The organism is Pantoea sp., from assembly GCF_039594315.1.
In the GTDB taxonomy this organism is placed as follows: domain Bacteria; phylum Pseudomonadota; class Gammaproteobacteria; order Enterobacterales; family Enterobacteriaceae; genus Pantoea.
The window spans coordinates 291,669-310,967 of the sequence record NZ_JBCNNP010000001.1 but is presented as its reverse complement, the minus strand read 5'-3'; the positions used below and the strand labels follow the sequence as shown (position 1 = coordinate 310,967).

Annotated in this window: 10 protein-coding genes and 1 pseudogene; 7 read left to right on the top strand and 4 right to left on the bottom strand. The window is 51.5% G+C overall.

Annotation, left to right across the window (positions count from 1 at the left end; translation table 11 throughout):
• Positions 1–186 precede the first annotated feature (186 nt).
• The gene (locus tag ABDW13_RS01385) at positions 187–4,746 is read left to right on the top strand and encodes an autotransporter outer membrane beta-barrel domain-containing protein (RefSeq protein ID WP_343550586.1); all 4,560 of its coding nucleotides are present in this window, start codon (positions 187–189) and stop codon (positions 4,744–4,746) included.
• 108 nt (positions 4,747–4,854) lie between these two features.
• Here the strand turns inward: ABDW13_RS01385 and ABDW13_RS01380 are convergent, their stop codons facing one another.
• A complete protein-coding gene (locus tag ABDW13_RS01380; RefSeq protein WP_343550585.1) occupies positions 4,855–5,370 on the bottom strand; it encodes a hypothetical protein in 516 nt (171 codons plus the stop codon).
• Positions 5,371–5,504: 134 nt separating this feature from the next.
• The gene (locus ABDW13_RS01375; RefSeq protein WP_343550583.1) at positions 5,505–10,709 is read right to left on the bottom strand and encodes an Ig-like domain-containing protein; all 5,205 of its coding nucleotides are present in this window, start codon (positions 10,707–10,709) and stop codon (positions 5,505–5,507) included.
• Between the two features lie 295 nt (positions 10,710–11,004).
• On the opposite strand from ABDW13_RS01375, the gene ABDW13_RS01370 reads away from it, so the two are divergent.
• The 3 genes from ABDW13_RS01370 to ABDW13_RS01360 are packed head-to-tail and all read left to right on the top strand — an operon-like array spanning position 11,005 to position 12,759.
• Positions 11,005–11,595: an NAD(P)H-dependent oxidoreductase gene (locus tag ABDW13_RS01370; protein ID WP_343550582.1), complete on the top strand. Its 591-nt coding sequence runs from the start codon at positions 11,005–11,007 to the stop codon at positions 11,593–11,595.
• Positions 11,596–11,597: 2 nt separating this feature from the next.
• A complete protein-coding gene (locus ABDW13_RS01365) occupies positions 11,598–12,176 on the top strand; it encodes a TetR/AcrR family transcriptional regulator (protein ID WP_343550581.1) in 579 nt (192 codons plus the stop codon).
• A gap of 22 nt (positions 12,177–12,198) precedes the next feature.
• Complete coding sequence (locus ABDW13_RS01360; protein ID WP_343550580.1) at positions 12,199–12,759, top strand: pyridoxamine 5'-phosphate oxidase family protein; 561 nt, start codon at positions 12,199–12,201, stop codon at positions 12,757–12,759.
• A 1-nt stretch (position 12,760) separates the two neighbouring features.
• Here ABDW13_RS01360 and ABDW13_RS01355 read toward each other — a convergent pair.
• Positions 12,761–14,243 (bottom strand): annotated as a pseudogene (locus ABDW13_RS01355) (MFS transporter).
• 115 nt (positions 14,244–14,358) lie between these two features.
• On the opposite strand from ABDW13_RS01355, the gene ABDW13_RS01350 reads away from it, so the two are divergent.
• Positions 14,359–15,363, top strand: coding sequence for a helix-turn-helix domain-containing protein (locus ABDW13_RS01350; protein ID WP_343550579.1), 1,005 nt, complete (start codon positions 14,359–14,361; stop codon positions 15,361–15,363).
• A gap of 23 nt (positions 15,364–15,386) precedes the next feature.
• Here the strand turns inward: ABDW13_RS01350 and ABDW13_RS01345 are convergent, their stop codons facing one another.
• Positions 15,387–16,403, bottom strand: coding sequence for a LacI family DNA-binding transcriptional regulator (locus ABDW13_RS01345; protein ID WP_343550577.1), 1,017 nt, complete (start codon positions 16,401–16,403; stop codon positions 15,387–15,389).
• 376 nt (positions 16,404–16,779) lie between these two features.
• On the opposite strand from ABDW13_RS01345, the gene ABDW13_RS01340 reads away from it, so the two are divergent.
• Complete coding sequence (locus ABDW13_RS01340; protein WP_343550576.1) at positions 16,780–17,499, top strand: gluconate 2-dehydrogenase subunit 3 family protein; 720 nt, start codon at positions 16,780–16,782, stop codon at positions 17,497–17,499.
• A gap of 26 nt (positions 17,500–17,525) precedes the next feature.
• Positions 17,526–19,298 (top strand): GMC family oxidoreductase, encoded by a 1,773-nt coding sequence (locus tag ABDW13_RS01335; RefSeq protein ID WP_343550574.1) that lies wholly within the window; start codon positions 17,526–17,528, stop codon positions 19,296–19,298.
• Position 19,299 lies beyond the last annotated feature (1 nt).

Genomic DNA, 19,299 nt, shown 5'->3' with positions numbered 1-19,299 from the left:
TCTTAAAGTTATCTAATCATCGCTATTTGGCTTAAGTCGCGCTGGAACTGTCGCGCGTAAAGTGATGTTATTGCCGCGTCGCAGAATTTCCTTACGTTCAATTACACAAATTAATATTAGCCAAACCCATTGCTGGCGATGTCTTTACGCATCGCGGCAGCGTTGCACGCTTCTCTGGAGTGAACGATGATGTTTCGATTGCATCCGCTGTTTATTAGCCTGATTACCGCTTACGGGGTGTTTAATCCGCTTTCGCCAGTTTGGGCGGCGACGCTTCAACCCTTTACGCCGGAATTAAATGACAATCGCGCCGGAGTATTTTGTATTTGTAATGGCTCGACTCAAACATTAAGTGGCAATCAGCGATTTGCGCCCGGTCAGGACGGTGGTGGCACTATTTCCATCGGACAATTGCTCAGCAGCGGCAGAATTATTTCTTATTCCTGGCAAGATTCGGGTCGAGTTGATCTCGGTGCGCAGAATTATGTGATTAACGTGCCGGACGCCAATGGCAGCGGCAATAATAGCGTGCAGGTGTATAACTCCGCCGCGATTAGCGCCATTGAAACCAATACCCTGCCGAATTTTTATAACGTTAATAATGGGCAATATATCAATGCGCGTGTGGCGCAGGTCAGCAATGGCACCATTAATGTTGATATCGGGCAGAAGGGCGCAGCGACCACCGCCAGCACCAACGGTTGGTCGATGGCGGCGAAACAAAGCGAGTTGTTTACCGCCAGCGGCAGCGGCACCATGAACTGGAACTCCGCCAACCGCATCTCCTTTTTTGGCTCCTACACGCCATATACCTATCAACTGGGGCAATGGTTCGACAACGTGGTCTCCTGGCGCGGTGCGTTTAGCGTCACTACGCTGGATAACGCTACCACCTCATTCAACGTCTCCAACGTCAGCAGCTTGCAGAGCTACAACAATTGGCTGATTGAGCAATTGCAAAACGGCAATCTGGCCGCCGATAGCTACAGCAGCGAGTTCAATAAAGCGCTCTCCCTGCGCAGTGATGTCATCGCTTATGTCATCGATGCCGACGAATACTACGATGAAGTAACGCAGCCGATTGGTGAACGCATTGTGTTAAGCGCCGATGGCCCCAATGCCAAGGCAACCATTGGCAGCAGCGGCATTCTGGAAGTGGTTAACGCCAGCAGCGCGGCCATGCGTGCCAGCAACGGCGCAACGGCGGTGATTGACGGCAAGCTAGCCAGCATTGGCAGCAACGCGCTGGAACTGTTGAATGGCAGCAGCGGCACTAACAACGGCGTCATTAACAGCGGCTTTTTCAATAATGCGGATGGTACTGGCGTTGATGCCTCAACCGTTGGCGCGGGCGGCACCGGCGTGTATGCCAGCGGTGGCAGCCGCTTCACCAACAATGGCGTGATCAATACCGCGATTAACAGCACTGGCATCCGACTCGAGGATGCCAGCGGTGAAAATAACGGCACCATCAATGTCAAAGGCATGGGCGCGACGGGCGTTGCCGTTTCCGGCAGCGAGGCGAGTTTTGTCCAGAACGGCAGAATCAATCTGTACGGCGAAAACGCAGTTGGCGTTGATGTGCGTGATGACGCCCGATTAACCATCAGCGATGCCAGTTCGCTGCACTTCTACGCGCCGAATCAGACCGGTTATCAAGCCACCAACTATGCGCACATCGACAGCAACGGCGGCAGTTATGATGTCGCCACGCCGGGTTCGGCGCTGTATCGGCTGAGTGACGGCGTGATCTTCAATCCGGTGGTGGCTGCCGATGTGACGTTGAGCGGTGCTAACACACGCGGCATTGTCGCGTCAGGTGCCGGTTCACGGCTTTACGGCACCACCTTGTACGGCACTGACAGTTATCACGTAAACGGCGAAGGAGCGATTGCAGTTGAGAGCTCGGATGGGGCAGACGTGACCATCACCAACCCGATTGAGCTGAACGGCAATAATACGATGGCGGGCACTGGGCAAGGCGGGTTCTTCGCCAACGTTGCGCCAATCACTGGCAACGGCGCCAACGCCACTGCCTTTGCTATCAGTGACGGCGTGATCTATCAGTCAACGCCGCGCGGCACCATCAATCTCATTGGACCCAATAGCATCGGCGTGCGTATTCGCGGCGGCGGCAATATCTTCGATGGTTCCAGCACCAACATTGCGTCGGGCGTCGCGCTGGATACCGCCGAAGGCAATACCGTTTATTGGACCGATCACAGCGGATTGAGTGCCGGTGGCATCGCCGCAGTGCGTGTTGGCAATAATGGTGGGCTAACGATTAATGGCGATAGCGCCGGGCCGAACTTTTACTACAGCACCATCAACGCTAATGCGGGCGCAGACACCATTTTGCTGGATAAAGGCGCAATGTCGTTAACCGCCAGCCACATTGGACTCTACAATTCTGGCGGCGGCACGGTGCTCAACAATCGCGCCGAAACCAGTAACATTTCGCTGCAAGATGTCGGGATGAACACCGATGGCGGCACGTTAATTCGCTCCGCCACCTCATTTGATCCCAACGGCTACATGTTAGGCACGGTGAGTGGCGCAGGCGCGACGGGTTATGTGTTCAGCAACGAAGATGGTTCCACCACCAGCAACGATTTGATCATTCCGCAAGGTTACAGCTTCTTTGTTTATGGCCCAGCAACCGGCGTGCGCGCCAACACTACTGGGCGGGTGATCGCCAACGGCAACATCATCGTCAACAGTTCCGATGGCGGTTCGGCGATTGTCACCAGCACCGCCAGCGAGGTGATTAACCGCGGCACCATTGTCTCGTTAAGCCTGACGTCGCCGATTATTGATTTGCGCGGCGGCAACTCGATATTCATCAACGAGGGCAACGTAACCGCACCTTTCCCGGAAACCGTGGTGGTCGCGGGCGGCGCCACCAATGATCAGATTGCCTTGATCGATGGCAACGTGGTGGGCGATGTGAACACCGGCAACGGCACCGACGTGGTCGAACTCACCGGCGGCACCATCGACGGCAGCATAACGATGGGAACCGGTACTAATAATGTGGCGACGGTGTCGAACGTGAGTTTGGCAAATACCCGTCACATTACGACCGCAGGCGGCAGCGGCAGCACGCTGAACTTTAATCAGATCGATGCGCGCGGGGGTTCTTTCAATAGCGATGATCTGGCGCGCGGCGTCAATCTCGGTGCGGGCTGGAGCACCATCAACTTTTACAACACGCAATTTACTCTCACCGATAATCTCAAGCTGGCGCACAGCACCATCAATGTGGATAGCGGTTCAACGCTGTTGGTTGGCGATCAGGTCAATCCAGTGTTTTCGGGCGAAACCGACGATTCGCTGGTGGTGAACAACGCCGGTACGTTGGATCTCACCAACGGTGCTGCGGGCAACACCTTGACCATCAACGGTGATTTGGTATCCGCGGGCGGCAAGCTCGCGTTGCGTACGCAGGGCGCGCTAAGCGACACATTACGCGTTAACGGCAACGTAACCGGCACCACGTTTATCAATGATGCGCTGAGTGCTGCCACGCCAGCGGATAGCAATGGTGATGGCGTGATCTCCGCCAATGAAGGCGTTTCTCTGGTGCAGGTTGCTGGCAGCGCCAGCGCCAATAGCTTTGCGCTGCAACGTGGTTACGTCGCCGCAGGGCCGTGGCAATACGGGCTTTACAGCTTTGCGCCTGCCAGTGGCAACAGCGGTTGGGATTATCGTCTGGCGAATAATTTTATTTGTGAAGACGGTTCCCTTTGTCAGCCGCAAACAGCAGGCAGCGGCGCAGTGCGCCCGGCGCTGATTCCGCAGCTGCCTTCTTATATTTCAGCGCCAGTAGGATTGGCTTATTACACTCTGGCAACCATTGGCGATTTGCATCAACGCTTGGGCGAATTACGCCAGAATCCCGACGCTTCAGCGGAAATGTTCATCCGTTATTCCGGCTCCAATCAGAAGTACAAAACTAATCTCGATACAGCGCATTATGGCTACGACTTTGACCTTGATTACAGCGCGGTGCAGTTCGGCGGCAATCTGCTGCGCTTGGACGGCGAGCAAGACAGTTTGCGCGGCGGCCTGGCTTACACACGCGGCAATGCACGTATCCGACCGAATGCGGCTGATGGCTACAGCTCAACCGATTTCGACAGTGACAGCCTGGCGATTTACGGTACCTGGCAGCGTCAAAGTGGTTTCTATCTGGATGGCGCGCTTTCACTCGACTGGCATCGTGGCGACACCGATATTGCGCGACAGAAAGAAGTGGCGAAGCTGAAAGGCAAAGGCTGGACCGCATCGCTGGAGAGCGGCTATCCGTTCCAGCTGGCGAACGGCATTCGTCTTGAGCCGCAAGCGCAACTGCTGCATCTGCATCTTAAGATGGATGACTTCACCGACGACGATCAAACCAAAGTCTCGTACGACGATTACGATCAAACCATTGGCCGCGTCGGCGCACGTCTGGCGCGTACCTGGCAGGACAGCGGCAGCGGGCAATACACGCCGTATCTGCGCACCAACTACTATCGCGGCTGGGGCGGCACGGCGAAAGTCAATGTCGGGGCCAGCAACAGCGACGTCAGCGAAAGTTTCAACAGCGGCAAATTCGGCCAGATGTGGGACGCGGGCATTGGTGGCAATGCGGCTTTCAACAATAATCTCTCACTGTATGCCGAAGCCAACTATCGCAAGGAAATCGACGGTAACGGCGTGCAAGGCTGGAACTACAACGCAGGTGTGCGCTGGGTGTTTTGATATTGGTTTCAGTCAGGCCCGGCATGAAAGGGATGTTCATGCCGGGCTTGAGCTGTAAAGCTAAATTTGTTTGAATTGTATGCTTCAGCGAATAGGCAGTAAAAAGTATTACTTATTAAGTTGGCATGAGATTTTATCGTCACGGCAAAATATAGAGTTGTCGCCATTGCCTTCCTGACAAAACAGCTGTGTTTTAATCCTTGCGTCCAACTCCGTGCGGCCAAATGAATAATATTTTTTTCCAAAAGCTTTTACTTCACAATAATATTTCTCATTGTTCTTCTTTTGCGGTTTTTTTATGGCATTAATCGACGCCACAATGATACCCATATTTGGCTTGGGTTTTTTGTGAGTATTGATCTCGCCATTTGGTTTTTCATACCACTGTAAATAACCTTCCTGGTAGGATTTGCGTAATGCATTCAATTGACCTGGTGGGCAGTCAGCACCGATGTTAGCGTTCAAAGGATTTCCCATCATGGCATCATTCACGCCGTTGGAAAAACCAGCATGCGGACTACAGTTTTGGTTGTTTTCTGTTAGTGGGGAAGGAACAGTACATCCAGACAAAACCACAGCCAACACAACTATTTTCAACTTTCGAGATATTAATTTGATATTCATTTCTAAAGCCATTTCTTATAGGTAATGCGTTAGCGGAAAAGGTAAATGTTAAAGCCGCAATGAAATTCATTGCGGCTTGGTTTTATTTTAAACCGACAAAAGGTTTAATTTGGCGTTAACGAAGAAAGTTATCCTCAGTTATGCTCCCACGCGTTGTCATCAAGCAGGCTAGCCGCAGCAGGCACAAATTCCATGCTCATCGCATGAACGTCAAACGGAATCTCGGCCATGTCTGATTCGCTGATTTCAAGGGTGAGTAGCTTGTTATCAGAAAGCATCTCGTCTTCAGCAAACAGCGCTGGCATATCTTCAGGTAGAAGATCGATCAAGAATTCCATCGCACGCGCAGCAGGCGTGATGGTAATGATGAATGGCTCGCTAACCGCACCGGATGTCGAAGCTGTAAGGCGATGTTCACCGAGGCTGAGATCGACTTTAATATCCCAGTTGCCTTGGCCATCCGAAACCACACTGCCCAGAACCAAGTTACTTTCTGAATAGAGTGTCACCAACTGGTTCGGACCGGATCTGCCTACAATGATTGGATCGTTATCGCTGGTGGATGCACCCGAAGACAGATACTCTGCGTCGCGTAAATCATCGGCATTTACACCGGCGGTATGAATCGTTACTGGCTCTTCCGCTGGTGTGACGATAGTAAACTGCCAATCGGCGCTTTGTTGAGTCGGCGTAGAGGCATGTAATGTGTGGTTACCCAATGTTAAATCCTGGTCGACACGGATCTCCCACTGGCCACGGTGGTCTGCAAATGTGAAGCCCATAGCAACGCCATCAACATACAGCGTGACCAGCTCAAATGCGCCGGCTGAGCCATACAGTGTTGGGCGAAGATCGTCGATTCGACCGCCATTATCTTTTATCGCCTGTTGCAGGCCTTCGAGATCAGCCATCAACTCAATCTCTAATGCCGTATCCTGAGGCAGCAAGACTTCCACGCTGAATGCTGCGCTCTCCTGATTGGCGGTTCTTGCAACAATGCTATGTGAACCGCTAGTCAAAGATTCGGTAATTTGAATGCGCCAAACTCCAGCTTCGTTAGCCTGCACGCTGCCAACTGCACGATCGCCAAGGTAAATAGTGACCCATTCTCCACGTCCTGCCGTACCGCCAAAGAACGGATTCGCATCATCAATGACCCCATTTCCACTCGGTAACGCATCCGTTTTTGCAAACATGTCGTGCACATAGGTGATTTCAACCGGCACCGTTGCAGGGTCGGTTACCTCAATGGTGATAACAAATGGTTCACTCCGTTTGGTTGCTGTAACAGCAATAATTTCATGCCGGCCATTACTCAACGCGATCGGAATTTCTAATGACCATTCACCGGCTCCGTTAGCAACGACGTTACCCAACAACTGGCTACCGCTGTATAGCGCAACGGTCTGATAAGCTGAAGCTTTGCCAAAGAAGGTTGGATTTGCATCATCAATGACACCGCTGCCATTACTTACCCATTCCGGCCTATCAACATTATCCAAAGCAATGTCGATGCTCAGCGGTTCTTGTTCTGGGATGATGAGAGACAGTTCGAAAGCATTACTTTCTTGAGAGGCGGTTTTAGCCACGACATCATTGCGACCATTGGCTAGCGCAGTCGTGATCTCCAGCGACCAATTTCCATTGTTATCGGCAATAACGCTGCCCAAAACCACATTACCGCTATAGAGCGTAACCAGCTCGCCTCGGCCTGCGGTGCCATAGAACGTCGGATGCGCATCATCGGTGATGATATTGCGCCCAAACAACCACATGTGTTCGCCAACGTTGTCATACGCCACTTCAATGGTGACAGGCGTGTTTTGAGGCAAGTTGAGATTAATTACAAAGCCTTCACTTTGCTGCGAGGCAGTTTTTGCAATTACAAGGTTAGCGCCAGGGTTCAACTCGACAGGAATTTCCAGGCTCCAGTTGCCAGCGCCATCTGCTTTGACGCTTCCCAGGATTTTGTCACCGCTAAACAGCGTAACAATTGCTCCTGCAGCTGCTTGTCCGGTAAAGGTTGGGTTGGCATCGTCGGTGCTGCCTGCGCCACTGAATAAAAATCCTTGCTCACCCACATTATCAAACACGGTACTGATGGTTACTGGGACATCCTGCTCAGCCTGAACATTGATAGCAAAGGCGCCGCTGGTTTTAGTTGCTGTTTTCGCCACCACGCGATGGTGCCCATTTTCCAGTGCTACTGGGATCTCCAGAGACCAATAGCCTGAAGCGTCCGCGGTTACGCTACCTAACACTTTGTCGCCGCTGTACAGCGTGACAAGTTGGAGTGCGCCAGCGCGACCAGCGAAGGTTGGGTTCGCATCATCGGTGCTGCCAATAAGTTGGAGTGCGCCAGCGCGACCAGCGAAGGTTGGGTTCGCATCATCGGTGCTGCCAATGCCGTTCATCAGGAATTGCGGTTCGCCGACGTTATCTTTTACGGAGGCAATGGTGACCGGCATATCCTCAGCGGTTTGAACGTGGATAGCAAAGCCACTACTTTGTTGCGTTGCTGTTTTTGCCACCACCTGATGACGACCATTAGTGAGTGCCACCGGGATTTCAAGTGACCAATTACCAGAAGCATCCGCAGTTACGCTGCCCAATACTTTGTCGCCGCTGTACAACGTGACAAGCTGGAGCGCACCAGCGCGACCGGAGAAGGTCGGGTTCGCATCGTCAGTGCTGCCAATACCATTTAACAGGTATTGCGGTTCGCCGACGTTATCCTTAACAGACGAAATGGTCACTGCAACATCTTGAGGGAGCTCGACATTAATCCTGAAAACCATGCTCTCGCTGTTGCTGGTTCTGGCAGAAATCATGTGCCATCCGCTCTCCAGTGACACTGGAATTTCTAAAGACCAGAGCCCATTGCTATCAGCGATCACGCTACCCAGAATTTTTTCACCACTGTACAAGGTGACGAGTTGGCCTTCACCGGCGCGGCCAGAGAATGTTGGGTTTGCATCATCCGTATTGCCGATACCGTTCATCAACCATTCATGAGATCCGACGTTATCAAAGGCAGAATCAATGAAGACTGGAACAACAGGTACTTCAGGGTTTGTAGGTTCAACAATCTCAACAGGTTCTGAAGGTTCTGAAGGTTCTGAAGGTTCTGTAGGTTCAACAGGATCTACTGGATATTCATAATTGATATCGATCTTAATTGGGAATGGTGCGCTGACCAGTTCACCGGTTTTTGCGTAAATCTCTACTTCACGATCGGTATAGCTGGCAGGCAGCAACTTCGTTGAATGCCAGTTTCCGTTTTCGTCGGCCTGAACGGTGTCAAGGATAAGGCCGCTAGGATATCCGCCAGGGTAGGTAAAAATAAGTTTAACCGTGGCAAACGGTTCGGCGGTTCCAGAGAACAAAGGAGGATGTTTAACTGTGCCGCCGCTTGTTACTTCCTGTTGATGTCGATAATCCCATGCAGTGACAACAGCAAGAGGGGGCGTTTCACCTTCTGCAGGTTCTTCTGGTTCTACAGGTTCTGCAGGTTCTGCAGGTTCTGCAGGTTCTGCAGGTTCTGCAGGTTCTACAGGTTCTGCCGGTTCTACCGGTTCTACAGGTTCTACAGGTTCTGCAGGTTCTGCAGGTTCTGCAGGTTCTGCAGGTTCTGCAGGTTCTGCAGGTTCTACGGGTTCTGCAGGCTCGGTCGGTTCAACGGGATACTCATAATTGATATCGATCTTGATTGGGAATGCCTCAGAGACCTGATCTCCAGTCAGAGCATAAATCTCTAATTCTTTGTTTTTATAACTTTTTGGCAGTAAATTATTCGAACGCCAGTTACCGTGTGCGTCAGCCTTAACGGTGTCGAGTATTAAAGCTGTAGGATAGGCACCAGGAGCGGTGAAAAGAAGTGTGACGACGGCAAAAGGTTCAGCGGTTCCGTAAAACACTGGAGGGATCTTAACTGTACCACCGCTTGTTACTTCCTTTTGATACCAATAATCCCTTGCAGTGACGATAGCAAGAGGAGGCGTTTCACCTTCTACAGGAACAACTTCTTTAATAGGGTATTCATAATTAGGTGACATTTTAATTTGGAATGCTGGACTGACCAAATTGCCTGATTTGGCATAAATTTCAACGTCACGGTTAATAAATTCTGAAGGAATTCTTTGTGTCGACTGCCAGTTTCCATTGGCGTCTGCCGTAACGGTTTCTAAAATCATGCCTACAGGGTAATCGCCAGGGAAAGTGACCATGATTTCAACGGAAGCAAACGGTTCTGCCGTGCCTTTGAAATTAGGATGAAATTTAACCGTGCCACCACTTTCTACTGATTGGTCAAAAGCATAATCATAGGCCGTGTCGATTACAGGGATTGATGGGTTCTCGGAAGTAATGTCGATTTTAAGTGGGAAATGAGCACTGTATTCACCATTAGAATAAACATAAAAAAGTAAATCACTCTCTGTAAAACTCTGCGGTAATGGATTTGATTGCCACTTTCCATTTGCATCAGCATTAACGAAATCAATAATCATCCCTCCAGTAACATCATTTCCTGGAAGCTTAAAAAGCAATTGTATTTTAGCAAAAGGTTCTGCGGTACCAACAAGTATAGGCGTGTTTTTAACCGTACCACCACTCAGCACTGACTCCTCATTTAATGAGTCCCATGCATGGCTAATGGCAAGTGGCAATGGTTGCTCAACCGGCGGTTGCGTGTTGTCAGATGGAACGACAACGACATTTATAATTGAAGAACTGGCATCGCCACTGGAAACACTGATTTCAAGTGGTGTATTTAAAATATGATCAACGGGGAGAGTCTCTGGATAATATGACCAATCGCCATTTTCATCCGCTACCACACGCGCATACATCGTCTCTTTACCGGTATTAATGGCAATTTCAACCGTGGCATTTGGCGCCGCAGTGCCAGACAATGTTGGCATCGCGGTTAGCTCGCTGCCATTATCCACTCGCTCACCACTCTGCGCATCACGCACTTCCAGAGTAACTGGAATCGCAGAAGCCTCAATGTTTACTACAAACTCTGCACTTTGAGACTGCTCAGTTTTGGCGACGATGTTATTGCTACCTGCTGGCAAATCTTTAATAATTTCCAGGAACCATTCACCACGGGCATTGGCTTGAACTGAACCAAGCACCTCTGATCCCGCATATAAGGTGACAATTTCGCCTGCACCGGCCATACCGTAAAAGGTTGGACGTGAGTCGTCCATAGATCCTCGTCCATTGCCAAGGAATTGGTGATTTTTAACATTATCTTCTGCTGTGGCAATAGTAACTGGAGCTATCTTGGCTGTTTTACTGGATAGCAATGAGTTGGTGGTGTTTGAATTATTCATTTGGTCTTCCATGTTAAATTAAATGCATCCTCATGCTATTCGATATCTTTGTGAAATCATCCAAGCCGCGTCTCGGTTGTAAATAATATAAAAACGCCATGTGATTTATTAATGTTAAATTAATTGGAGTTTGCGGGTTTCTATATTTAGAAAGACATCTTTATATTCAATGGGGTTCTTATTTAAATGACATTTATGTTAATTAAAATATCAATAATTGGAGGCACGATAAAAATTGACAACCTACCACTAGTAATTTACTACTAGTAACTTATTCATTGCGGAGGTCATCACTATGCACGCGCTGATTGTTACAGCTCATCCCGATCCCAACTCGTATACTCAGAAAATCGTTTCACAGGTGGCGCAAGGCATTGCGACGCACGGCTCGCATACCTATGAAATCGCCGATTTGGCGGCGGAACAGTTTGATCCACGGTTTAATCAGGCCGATTTCGAGCAGTTCAAAAGCGCTGCGCCATCTCCAGCCGATGTGTTGGCGGAACAGCAGCGTTTGGATCGCGCCGATGCGTTGATACTGGTTTATCCGATCTATTGGTGGTCCTTCCCGGCACAACTCAAAGGCTGGATTGATCGCGTGTTCACGCAGGGATGGGCCTACCTTGATGATGGCGAAAGGGTGGAGAAAAAACTTGGCAGATTGCAGGTGCATTTGTTGGCAATTGGCGCGGCGAGCCAGCGCACTTATGTGCGTCGCGGCTACTTCAGCAGCATGCGCAAGCAAATTGATGAAGGTATTTTTGGCTATTGTGGTGCGCCAGTAATAACCAGCGAATTACTGTTGCCGAGCGATGACCATTATCCCGACGCGCATTACACTCTGGCACATCAATTGGGACACACACTGTTTCACGCCAAGGATTAGAGATGAATCAACCGACTCGTCAGCGTATGACGCATCAAGCACGCCGCCAGCAATTGATAGGCGTGGCATGGAATCTGGTACGCGAGCAGGGCAGCGATGCGTTGACGCTGGGCCGCGTGGCGGAAGAGGCGGGCGTGAGCAAACCGGTGGCCTACGATCATTTTGGTACGCGTCACGGATTGCTCGCGGCGTTGTATGAAGATTTTGACCAGCGTCAGAACGCGATTATCGTGGCGGCGATGCAGGCCGCGGGCCGCAGTTTGGCCGATCGCGCCAAGGTGGTGGCGTCGAGCTATGTCGATTGCGTGCTGACGCAAGGGCGCGAAATTCCGGATGTGCTATCAGCATTGGACAGCACGCCCGAACTGGCGGACGTGAAGCGTAAATATCAGCTCGATTTCATCGAAAAGTTTCGCGGCTGGTTTGCTGAAGCCACCTTGCCGCAACCCAGCATGTGGGGCATTTTGGGCGCCGCCGATGCCATATCCAACGCGGTAGTGTGTGAAGACATCAGCCAGCAGCAAGGATTAACCGAACTCCAGTCGCTGATCATCACGCTGGTGGAGCGCCATCGTAATTAACCTTGAGCGAGCAAATTCTGTGATGCGAGTGAATCTTAACGATATTGAACGTGATTGCTGGCAAGAATTGCAAAATGCAGCGCATCACGCCGATGCCGGTTTCCATTTTTTAACGCTGGGTTCGGTGGATGAGCGAGGTTTGCCGCAGATCAGAACCGTGGTGCTGCGTGGCGTTGATCCGCTTGAGCGCGTGCTTGAATTTCACACTGACATTCGCAGCCCGAAATGGCGTGAACTTAGCAACAATCCGCATGCCACGGTGCTGGGTTACTGCCCGCAAACGCGGTTGCAACTTCGGCTTCAGGGTTCGATTGCGTTGTACCACGCAAGCAGCGAAACCGCTCAAACCGCGTGGGATAAATTATCTTCCCGCACGCAGCAAACCTATGCCGTTGCTGCGCCGGGAAGTGATGTGATTAATGATGTGAAAGCGACTAACGACGGCCAAGCGAACTTTGGTGTGCTGCTGTTTAAGGCTCATTTGCTGGATTGGTGTCAGCTGGCACGTGAAGGTAATCAACGAGCGATGTTGCGTTATCGCACCGACGGAAAGCTTGCCAGCGCCAAATGGGTGAATGCGTAACTCAAGACGCACACTCTTTATTGTTAAAATCGGGATCGGCAGATTGAGCCTTAACGTTGAACAGCAGATAACTCGCCAGCGCTAATCCCCAAACCCCTACGTTGCCATACCACAGAATGGCGGAAAATCCGGCGCTGATCGCTTGGGCCACCGTTTCATGTGGCAGCGAAACAACGCCGCCGCCAGCGATGCGCTCTGCCAAATCGGCCACATCACTCGCCGCTGGCAATAACGATTGCAGACTTGCCGCAATGCCCGCCACTAACAGGCTACCCATCAAAGCAATATTGATCGCGAGGGTAATCAGCCGCGCGCTGATATCAATCCCCGATGCCAAGCCCACGCGATTACTGGCTACCGAGCCGGTTGTGGTGTTGGTGACTGGCGTATTGGTTAATCCCAGCGCCATGCCCGCTAATAATGCGCCGGGCAGTAAACTCATCTGATACATCACCGCCAGGTTCATCAATAAAAAACCCGCACCAATGGCGGCTAACCCGATTGGAATAATGCGCGCTGCGCCAAATCGCACCACCAGTTTTTCACCGATCGGCGGCATCAATAAGGTGGGCAAAGTGTAAGTCAACAGCGCCAAGCCGGTTGCCATGCTGCTGTAGCCCAAACCAGTTTGATAATAGATCGGCAGGTAAATGATCAACGGCCAAAAGCTAAAATTCATGCCAATCGAACCCATCAACGCACCCGAAAAGCGGCGAATTCGAAATACCGAGAAATCGAACATCGGGTGTGGATGGCGTTGCTCAATGCGGATAAACAGCAGCGCGCTGACCAGCGTAATCAACATGATTATCCGCGCTGCAATGCTGTTCCAACCCAGGCTGCTGCCTTGCGTGATGAGATAGGTGGTGCCGACCACGCTCAGTGAAAGGGTGATCAAGCCGCCCAGTTCCAGGCGCTTTGCTTCGCTGTCGCGCGATTCGACCACGTTGTTCAGCGCCAGCATGAATGTCAGTAAGGCGATAAAACCGTGCACCAGAAACACCCAGTGCCAGCTCAACCAGGCAACCAGCACACCGCCAATGATCGGGCCGAATCCGAGGCCAAAACCAAAGGTGATGCCCCAGGCGGCAAATGCGCGGCTGCGCGGTTTACCATTGGGAAACTGGAAGGAGAGAATGGCAATCAAGCACGTTAACATCGCGCCACCGCTTAAGCCTTGCAACAGGCGTCCGATAATCAACCAGTTTGGATTTCCTGAATCCACACATCACTGATGTCACACCAAACGCGGCAATGCTGATGAGGAAGATGCGTTTGCGGCCATACACATCGGCCAAGGTTCCAGTTGCCATTAATACTGCGGTGCAGGCAAGCGTATAGGCATTCATGATCCATTGTAATTCCCTAAAGCTGGCCTGCATCTGGTGCTCCAAAACCGGCAGGATTACCGGCACGCTGGAAATTTCCAGACCGGACATTAAAGCCGCGAGGCATACGGCGAGTAGCGCCAAGGTGTTTTTCATCTTCAATCCCTGTGAACCTAAGAGTGATTCAGCATGAAAGATTGTTATTGCCCTGGAAATCGCGACGCATGCCATATATCGTCAAGATCATGCCAAATTGACCGGTAACGCTTAAATGCACATCGCCTCTCCGCTGAATGCCCGACCTTTACCGCCTAACAACCGCCGATTGGTGCTGCTCGCCTACGAATGCCTGTGTACCTTTGAGTTTGGTATCGCGGTTGAAGCCTTTGGCCGCGTCGATGAAGTTTTAGGCACGCCTTTATATGATTTGCGTGTTGCGTCGGTAGAGGAAGGTGTGTTTGGCGCGCAGGGCGGCGTGCGGCTGGTGGTGGATGGCGGGTTTGAACTGCTTAAGGATGCGGGCACCATTGTGATTCCCGGCTGGCGCAGCGTGCACGAATCAGCTTCGCCACGTTTGATCGCGGCATTACAACAAGCCCACCGTAACGGCTCGCGTATCATGTCGATTTGTGCGGGCAGTTTTGTACTCGCTGAAACTGGATTACTGGATGGCAAACGTGCGACTGCGCACTGGAATAGCACCGATATTCTGGCGCAACGTTTCCCGCAAGTGCAGGTTGAGCATGGCATGATTTATGTTGATGAAGGCAGCATCATCACCTCAGCTGGTGGCGCAGCGGGCGTCGATTTATGTCTGCATTTGATCCGGCGCGATTATGGCATCGAGGTGGCAAACCGCACCGCGCGCCGCATGGTGACGCCACCATTGCGTGAAGGGAATCAAGCACAGTTGATTCAGCAACCGGTGCCGCAGCATCAGGCACAAAGCCTGGCTCCGCTGCTTGATGATTTGCGCACCCATCTCAACACGCCGTTGCTGATTGATCAGCTTGCCAGGCGCGCGGGAATGAGTCGCCGCACCTTTTTACGTCGTTTTCAGGATGCTACGGGTACGTCACCCGGCGAATGGATGCTGAGTGTGCGCATCGAAAAGGCCTGTACGTTATTGGAAAGTGGCACACAAAGTATTGATTTGATTGCTGAGCAAGCGGGATTTGGATCAGCGGAAACCTTGCGCCATCATTTTAGGCAGCGACTGAACACCTCGCCGACCAAATGGCGCAAGGCGTTTAATCAGCGACGCTTGTTGGCCTGACTTCAGCTGCGCACCGGCAAGCCTCAATCCATATTCTCCGCCGTCACAATCCGCAATTCTACGCGCCCATCCAGATAGAGATCGGGCTGGAAGCCGTGTTCTAAATGGCGTATCAGCAATTCCGTCGACAACAATGCATGCTGGCGTGCGTTTTGATCCAACGTATACGCCAGCACGCCATTTTGAAGTAATTTGCGTGTAACGTCGTACAATTCATGAGTGATATAGCAGCAATCGTGAATCGGATGCTGTTGTAATAAGGCGCTGATGTCGCTGTTATTATCGCCTGAATTATACAGGCCAACTACGTTGTCAGATTGCAGGAATGTTTTCTTCAGCAACAAGCGTATTTTATGGCGTTCATCTTCTCCGGCTAATACTTCGCGCAAGCGCAACCAGGGAGCGCGTTGGGTGATGGCATCACGAAAACCGGAAATACGTTGAATGTGGGCGCTGAAATCAAAACGGCCACTCACCATGATCACATCACCCGGCGTTTTCATGGTTTGGCTCATTAATAAACCTGCGGTGCGTCCTGCCTGATATTGATTAATGCCGACATGACAAAAACGTTGCGCGCCGGGTAAGTCTGAAACCAGCGTGATCACCGGAATGCCTTTTTCATGGCAATATAATAACGCGTCATGAATTAAAGGATAATCGTGACCATAGACAATTATCCCGTCGCGCAATTCACTACTTCTTTTAATCTTTTCCGCCAATTTCTCTGGTGGGTTTTCATTCACCAAAGTGCGAAATAATTTTATTTTGCGATAGCCCAAACGATCGGCAATTTGTGCGAACTCATCAGCCATTTGCTGAAAAAACCAGGTGCCGTTGCTGCTTAAAAACACTTCTATTTGCCACGGATGTTGTGAATCATCGGGCAGCAGGCGCTGCAAACCCGCCTGACGTGCAGCACGCAGCACTTTGCGCACGGTTTCGGGCCGCACGCCGCCGCGTTCATTCAGCACGCGATCCACCGTGGCGATACCCACGCCCGCTAACTCGGCCACTTTAATCAGGGTGAGTTTTTTCATTGTTATTTTCATTCCTGAAATGGTTTTGTAGGGCCGCCATTTATGGTGACCAAATTAAATGGTTGCAACAAGAAACCGTAGTTTACCGCGATGCGTCGGACGGCACGAAATAATCAATGATGGGAAACCATCAACAAAAACCTTTTAAAGCGCAGGGAGAGGTTTTATTCTTTGCGACGTTGTTAATATTTGTTTAATTCATTGATTCAATATGTAAAAACCTTACCTCGCAGTTTGTCTGAGTAATATAAAAGCCCACAGGGCGTGATCGAAATTTAACCAAACTATTTATTGATATGGCTAATTAATCGCCAGGCACAATCACGTCTGTAATTTGGCCTGGCTTGCAATGTGAAAATTCATTGGCAGGGAAAATATGAAACGCAGAGAATTTCTCACTTCCATCACCGCGCTGGGAGTGGCTTCAACGATCTCCACGCTGACTCAGGCAGAAGTGGTGAACGGTGGGCAACCCTGGGAACCCGGCAAAATTCAAACGCCACCCGCGCCACCGCGCAAAGGGGGTTTGCAGTATCTCACGCAACACGAATTCGACACCGTTGGCGCTATCGCCGAACGCTTTATTCCCGCAGATGAAACCAGCTTGAGTGGCAAAGAAGCCGGTTGTGCCATCTTTATCGATCGCCAGCTAGCCGGTGATTATGGCAACGCGGTGGCGGTGTATCGCTTGGGTAAATTCGTTAAAGGCACGTCGGAGCAAGGTCCGCAATCACCGCTGACGCCCGCGCAACGCTATCGATTGGGCATTGCCGCTTTGGATCACGCCATGCAGCAGCACTATGGCAAAGATTTCCTCGCATTAAGCGGCGAGCAGCAGGATCAGGTTCTGACCGCGATGGAAAAAAACACCCTGAATCTCGGAGAGCAGGTTGAAACCAAGGTGTTCTTCGAACTGTTGCTGCAAAACGTGCGCGAAGGCTTCCTTGCCGATCCGATATACGGCGGTAACAAAGACATGACCAGTTGGAAGATGATTGGCTTCCCAGGCGCGCGTTACGATTTCCGCGACCTGCTGCCGAAAAAAGGGCAGAAGCTCAACATCATCCCCACCAGCCTGATTGATAACACCCTTTAATTTCGCCTAAGCTGAGCAATCACAACATGAATAACGTCCGTCCAAAAGCTGATGTCGCCATCGTCGGTCTGGGTTGGTGTGGCTCTTTGATCGCTGAAGAGTTGACCCGCGCCGGTTTGAATGTCGTTGCCATTGAACGTGGCCCATGGTTTGAAACCGCGACAGATTTTCCGCCCTCGGTCGATACCGATGAACTGCGTTGGGATACGCGCCGTAGCATGTTGCTGCCGCCCGCCATTGAAACCACCACTTTTCGTAATAACCGCACGCAAACCGCGCTGCCGAGCCGCGAATGGAACCTGAATGAATTAGGTTACAACGTCGGCGGATCGGGCACGCACTGGGCGGGCATGGCGTGGCGCTTTACGCCGTTCGATTTCGAACCGTATAGCCAAACGGTGCAGCGCTACGGCAAATCGCAAATTGCCAAAGGGGTGATCCTGCAAGATTGGGGCGTGACTTACGATGAGCTGGAACCGTTTTACGATCGTTTCGAGAAGATTGCGGGCGTGTCGGGCAAAGCCGGCAAGCTTAACGGTGAAGTGATCCCGGACGGCAATCCGTTTGAAGGTAATCGCAGCAGCGAGTATCCGCTGCCGCCGCTGGAAAGCATGCGCCTAACCGATATCTTCGCCGAAGGGGCAAAGAAAATTGGCCTCAATCCGTTTATGGTGCCCGCCGGGCAAGCGTCGCGTGCTTACGTCAATCCGCTTGGCGTGCGCATGGGGCCGTGTACCTACTGCGGCTATTGCCTCTATTACGGCTGCGGCAACTTCTCCAAATCCAGCCCGAATGCCTGCGTCATCCCGGCGCTGATACAGCGTGAAAACTTCACCGTGCTGACTGATTCGGCGGTGGTGCGGGTCAATAAAGCAGAAGATGGCAAAACCGCTACCGGCGTGACCTATCTCGATAAGAACAAAAAAGAGTGGGTGCAACCGGCGGATATCGTGATTCTGTCGGCGTTTCAGATGCAAAACGTCCGCTTGCTGCTGCTGTCGAAAATTGGTGTGCCTTACGATCCGGTAAGTAAAACCGGCGTGGTTGGGCGCGCGTACAGTTTCCAAACCGTATCCGGCGCGGCGTTGTACTTCAAAGATGAAAACCTCAACCAATATATCGGTGCCGGTGCGCTCTCCTCGCAAGTGGATGACTGGAACGGCGACAACTTTGATCACACTGGGCTCGGCTTTATCGGCGGCGCGGGCATCTTGGTAGTGGCACGCGGCGCGCGTCCAATCGGTAATGCCGATGCGTTGCCGCCAGGCACACCGCGCTGGGGAAAGGAGTGGAAAAAGGCCTATACCCACGCGTTTCAGAACGCCACCTTCATTTTCGGCCAGGGCACCAGCTTCTCACACGAAGATTACTACCTCGATCTCGACCCGGAATATAAAGATGACAACGGCAATCCGTTGCTGCGCGTCACCTTTGATTACAACGATAACGATCGTCGTTCGGCCAAATTTATCGAAGAGAAGAGCGTCGAGATTGGCAAAGCGATGGGTGCGGAGTTGGTGCTCGGCACGAACTCGGCATCCGGCGCCTATTCGCCTTACAACTTCGCCAGCGATCACACCATTGGTGGGGCGGTAATGGGCAGCGATCCGAAAACCTCGGTGCTCAACCGTTATCAGCAGTGTTGGGACACGCACAACGTGTTTGTGCTGGGCGCGTCTTCGTTCCCCAACAACGCCGGGTACAACCCGACAGGCACCATTGGGGCGCTGAGTTTGTGGACGGCGAAAGCCATTATCGAACAGTACCTGAAGAATCCAGGTCCGTTGGTGAAGGTGTGAG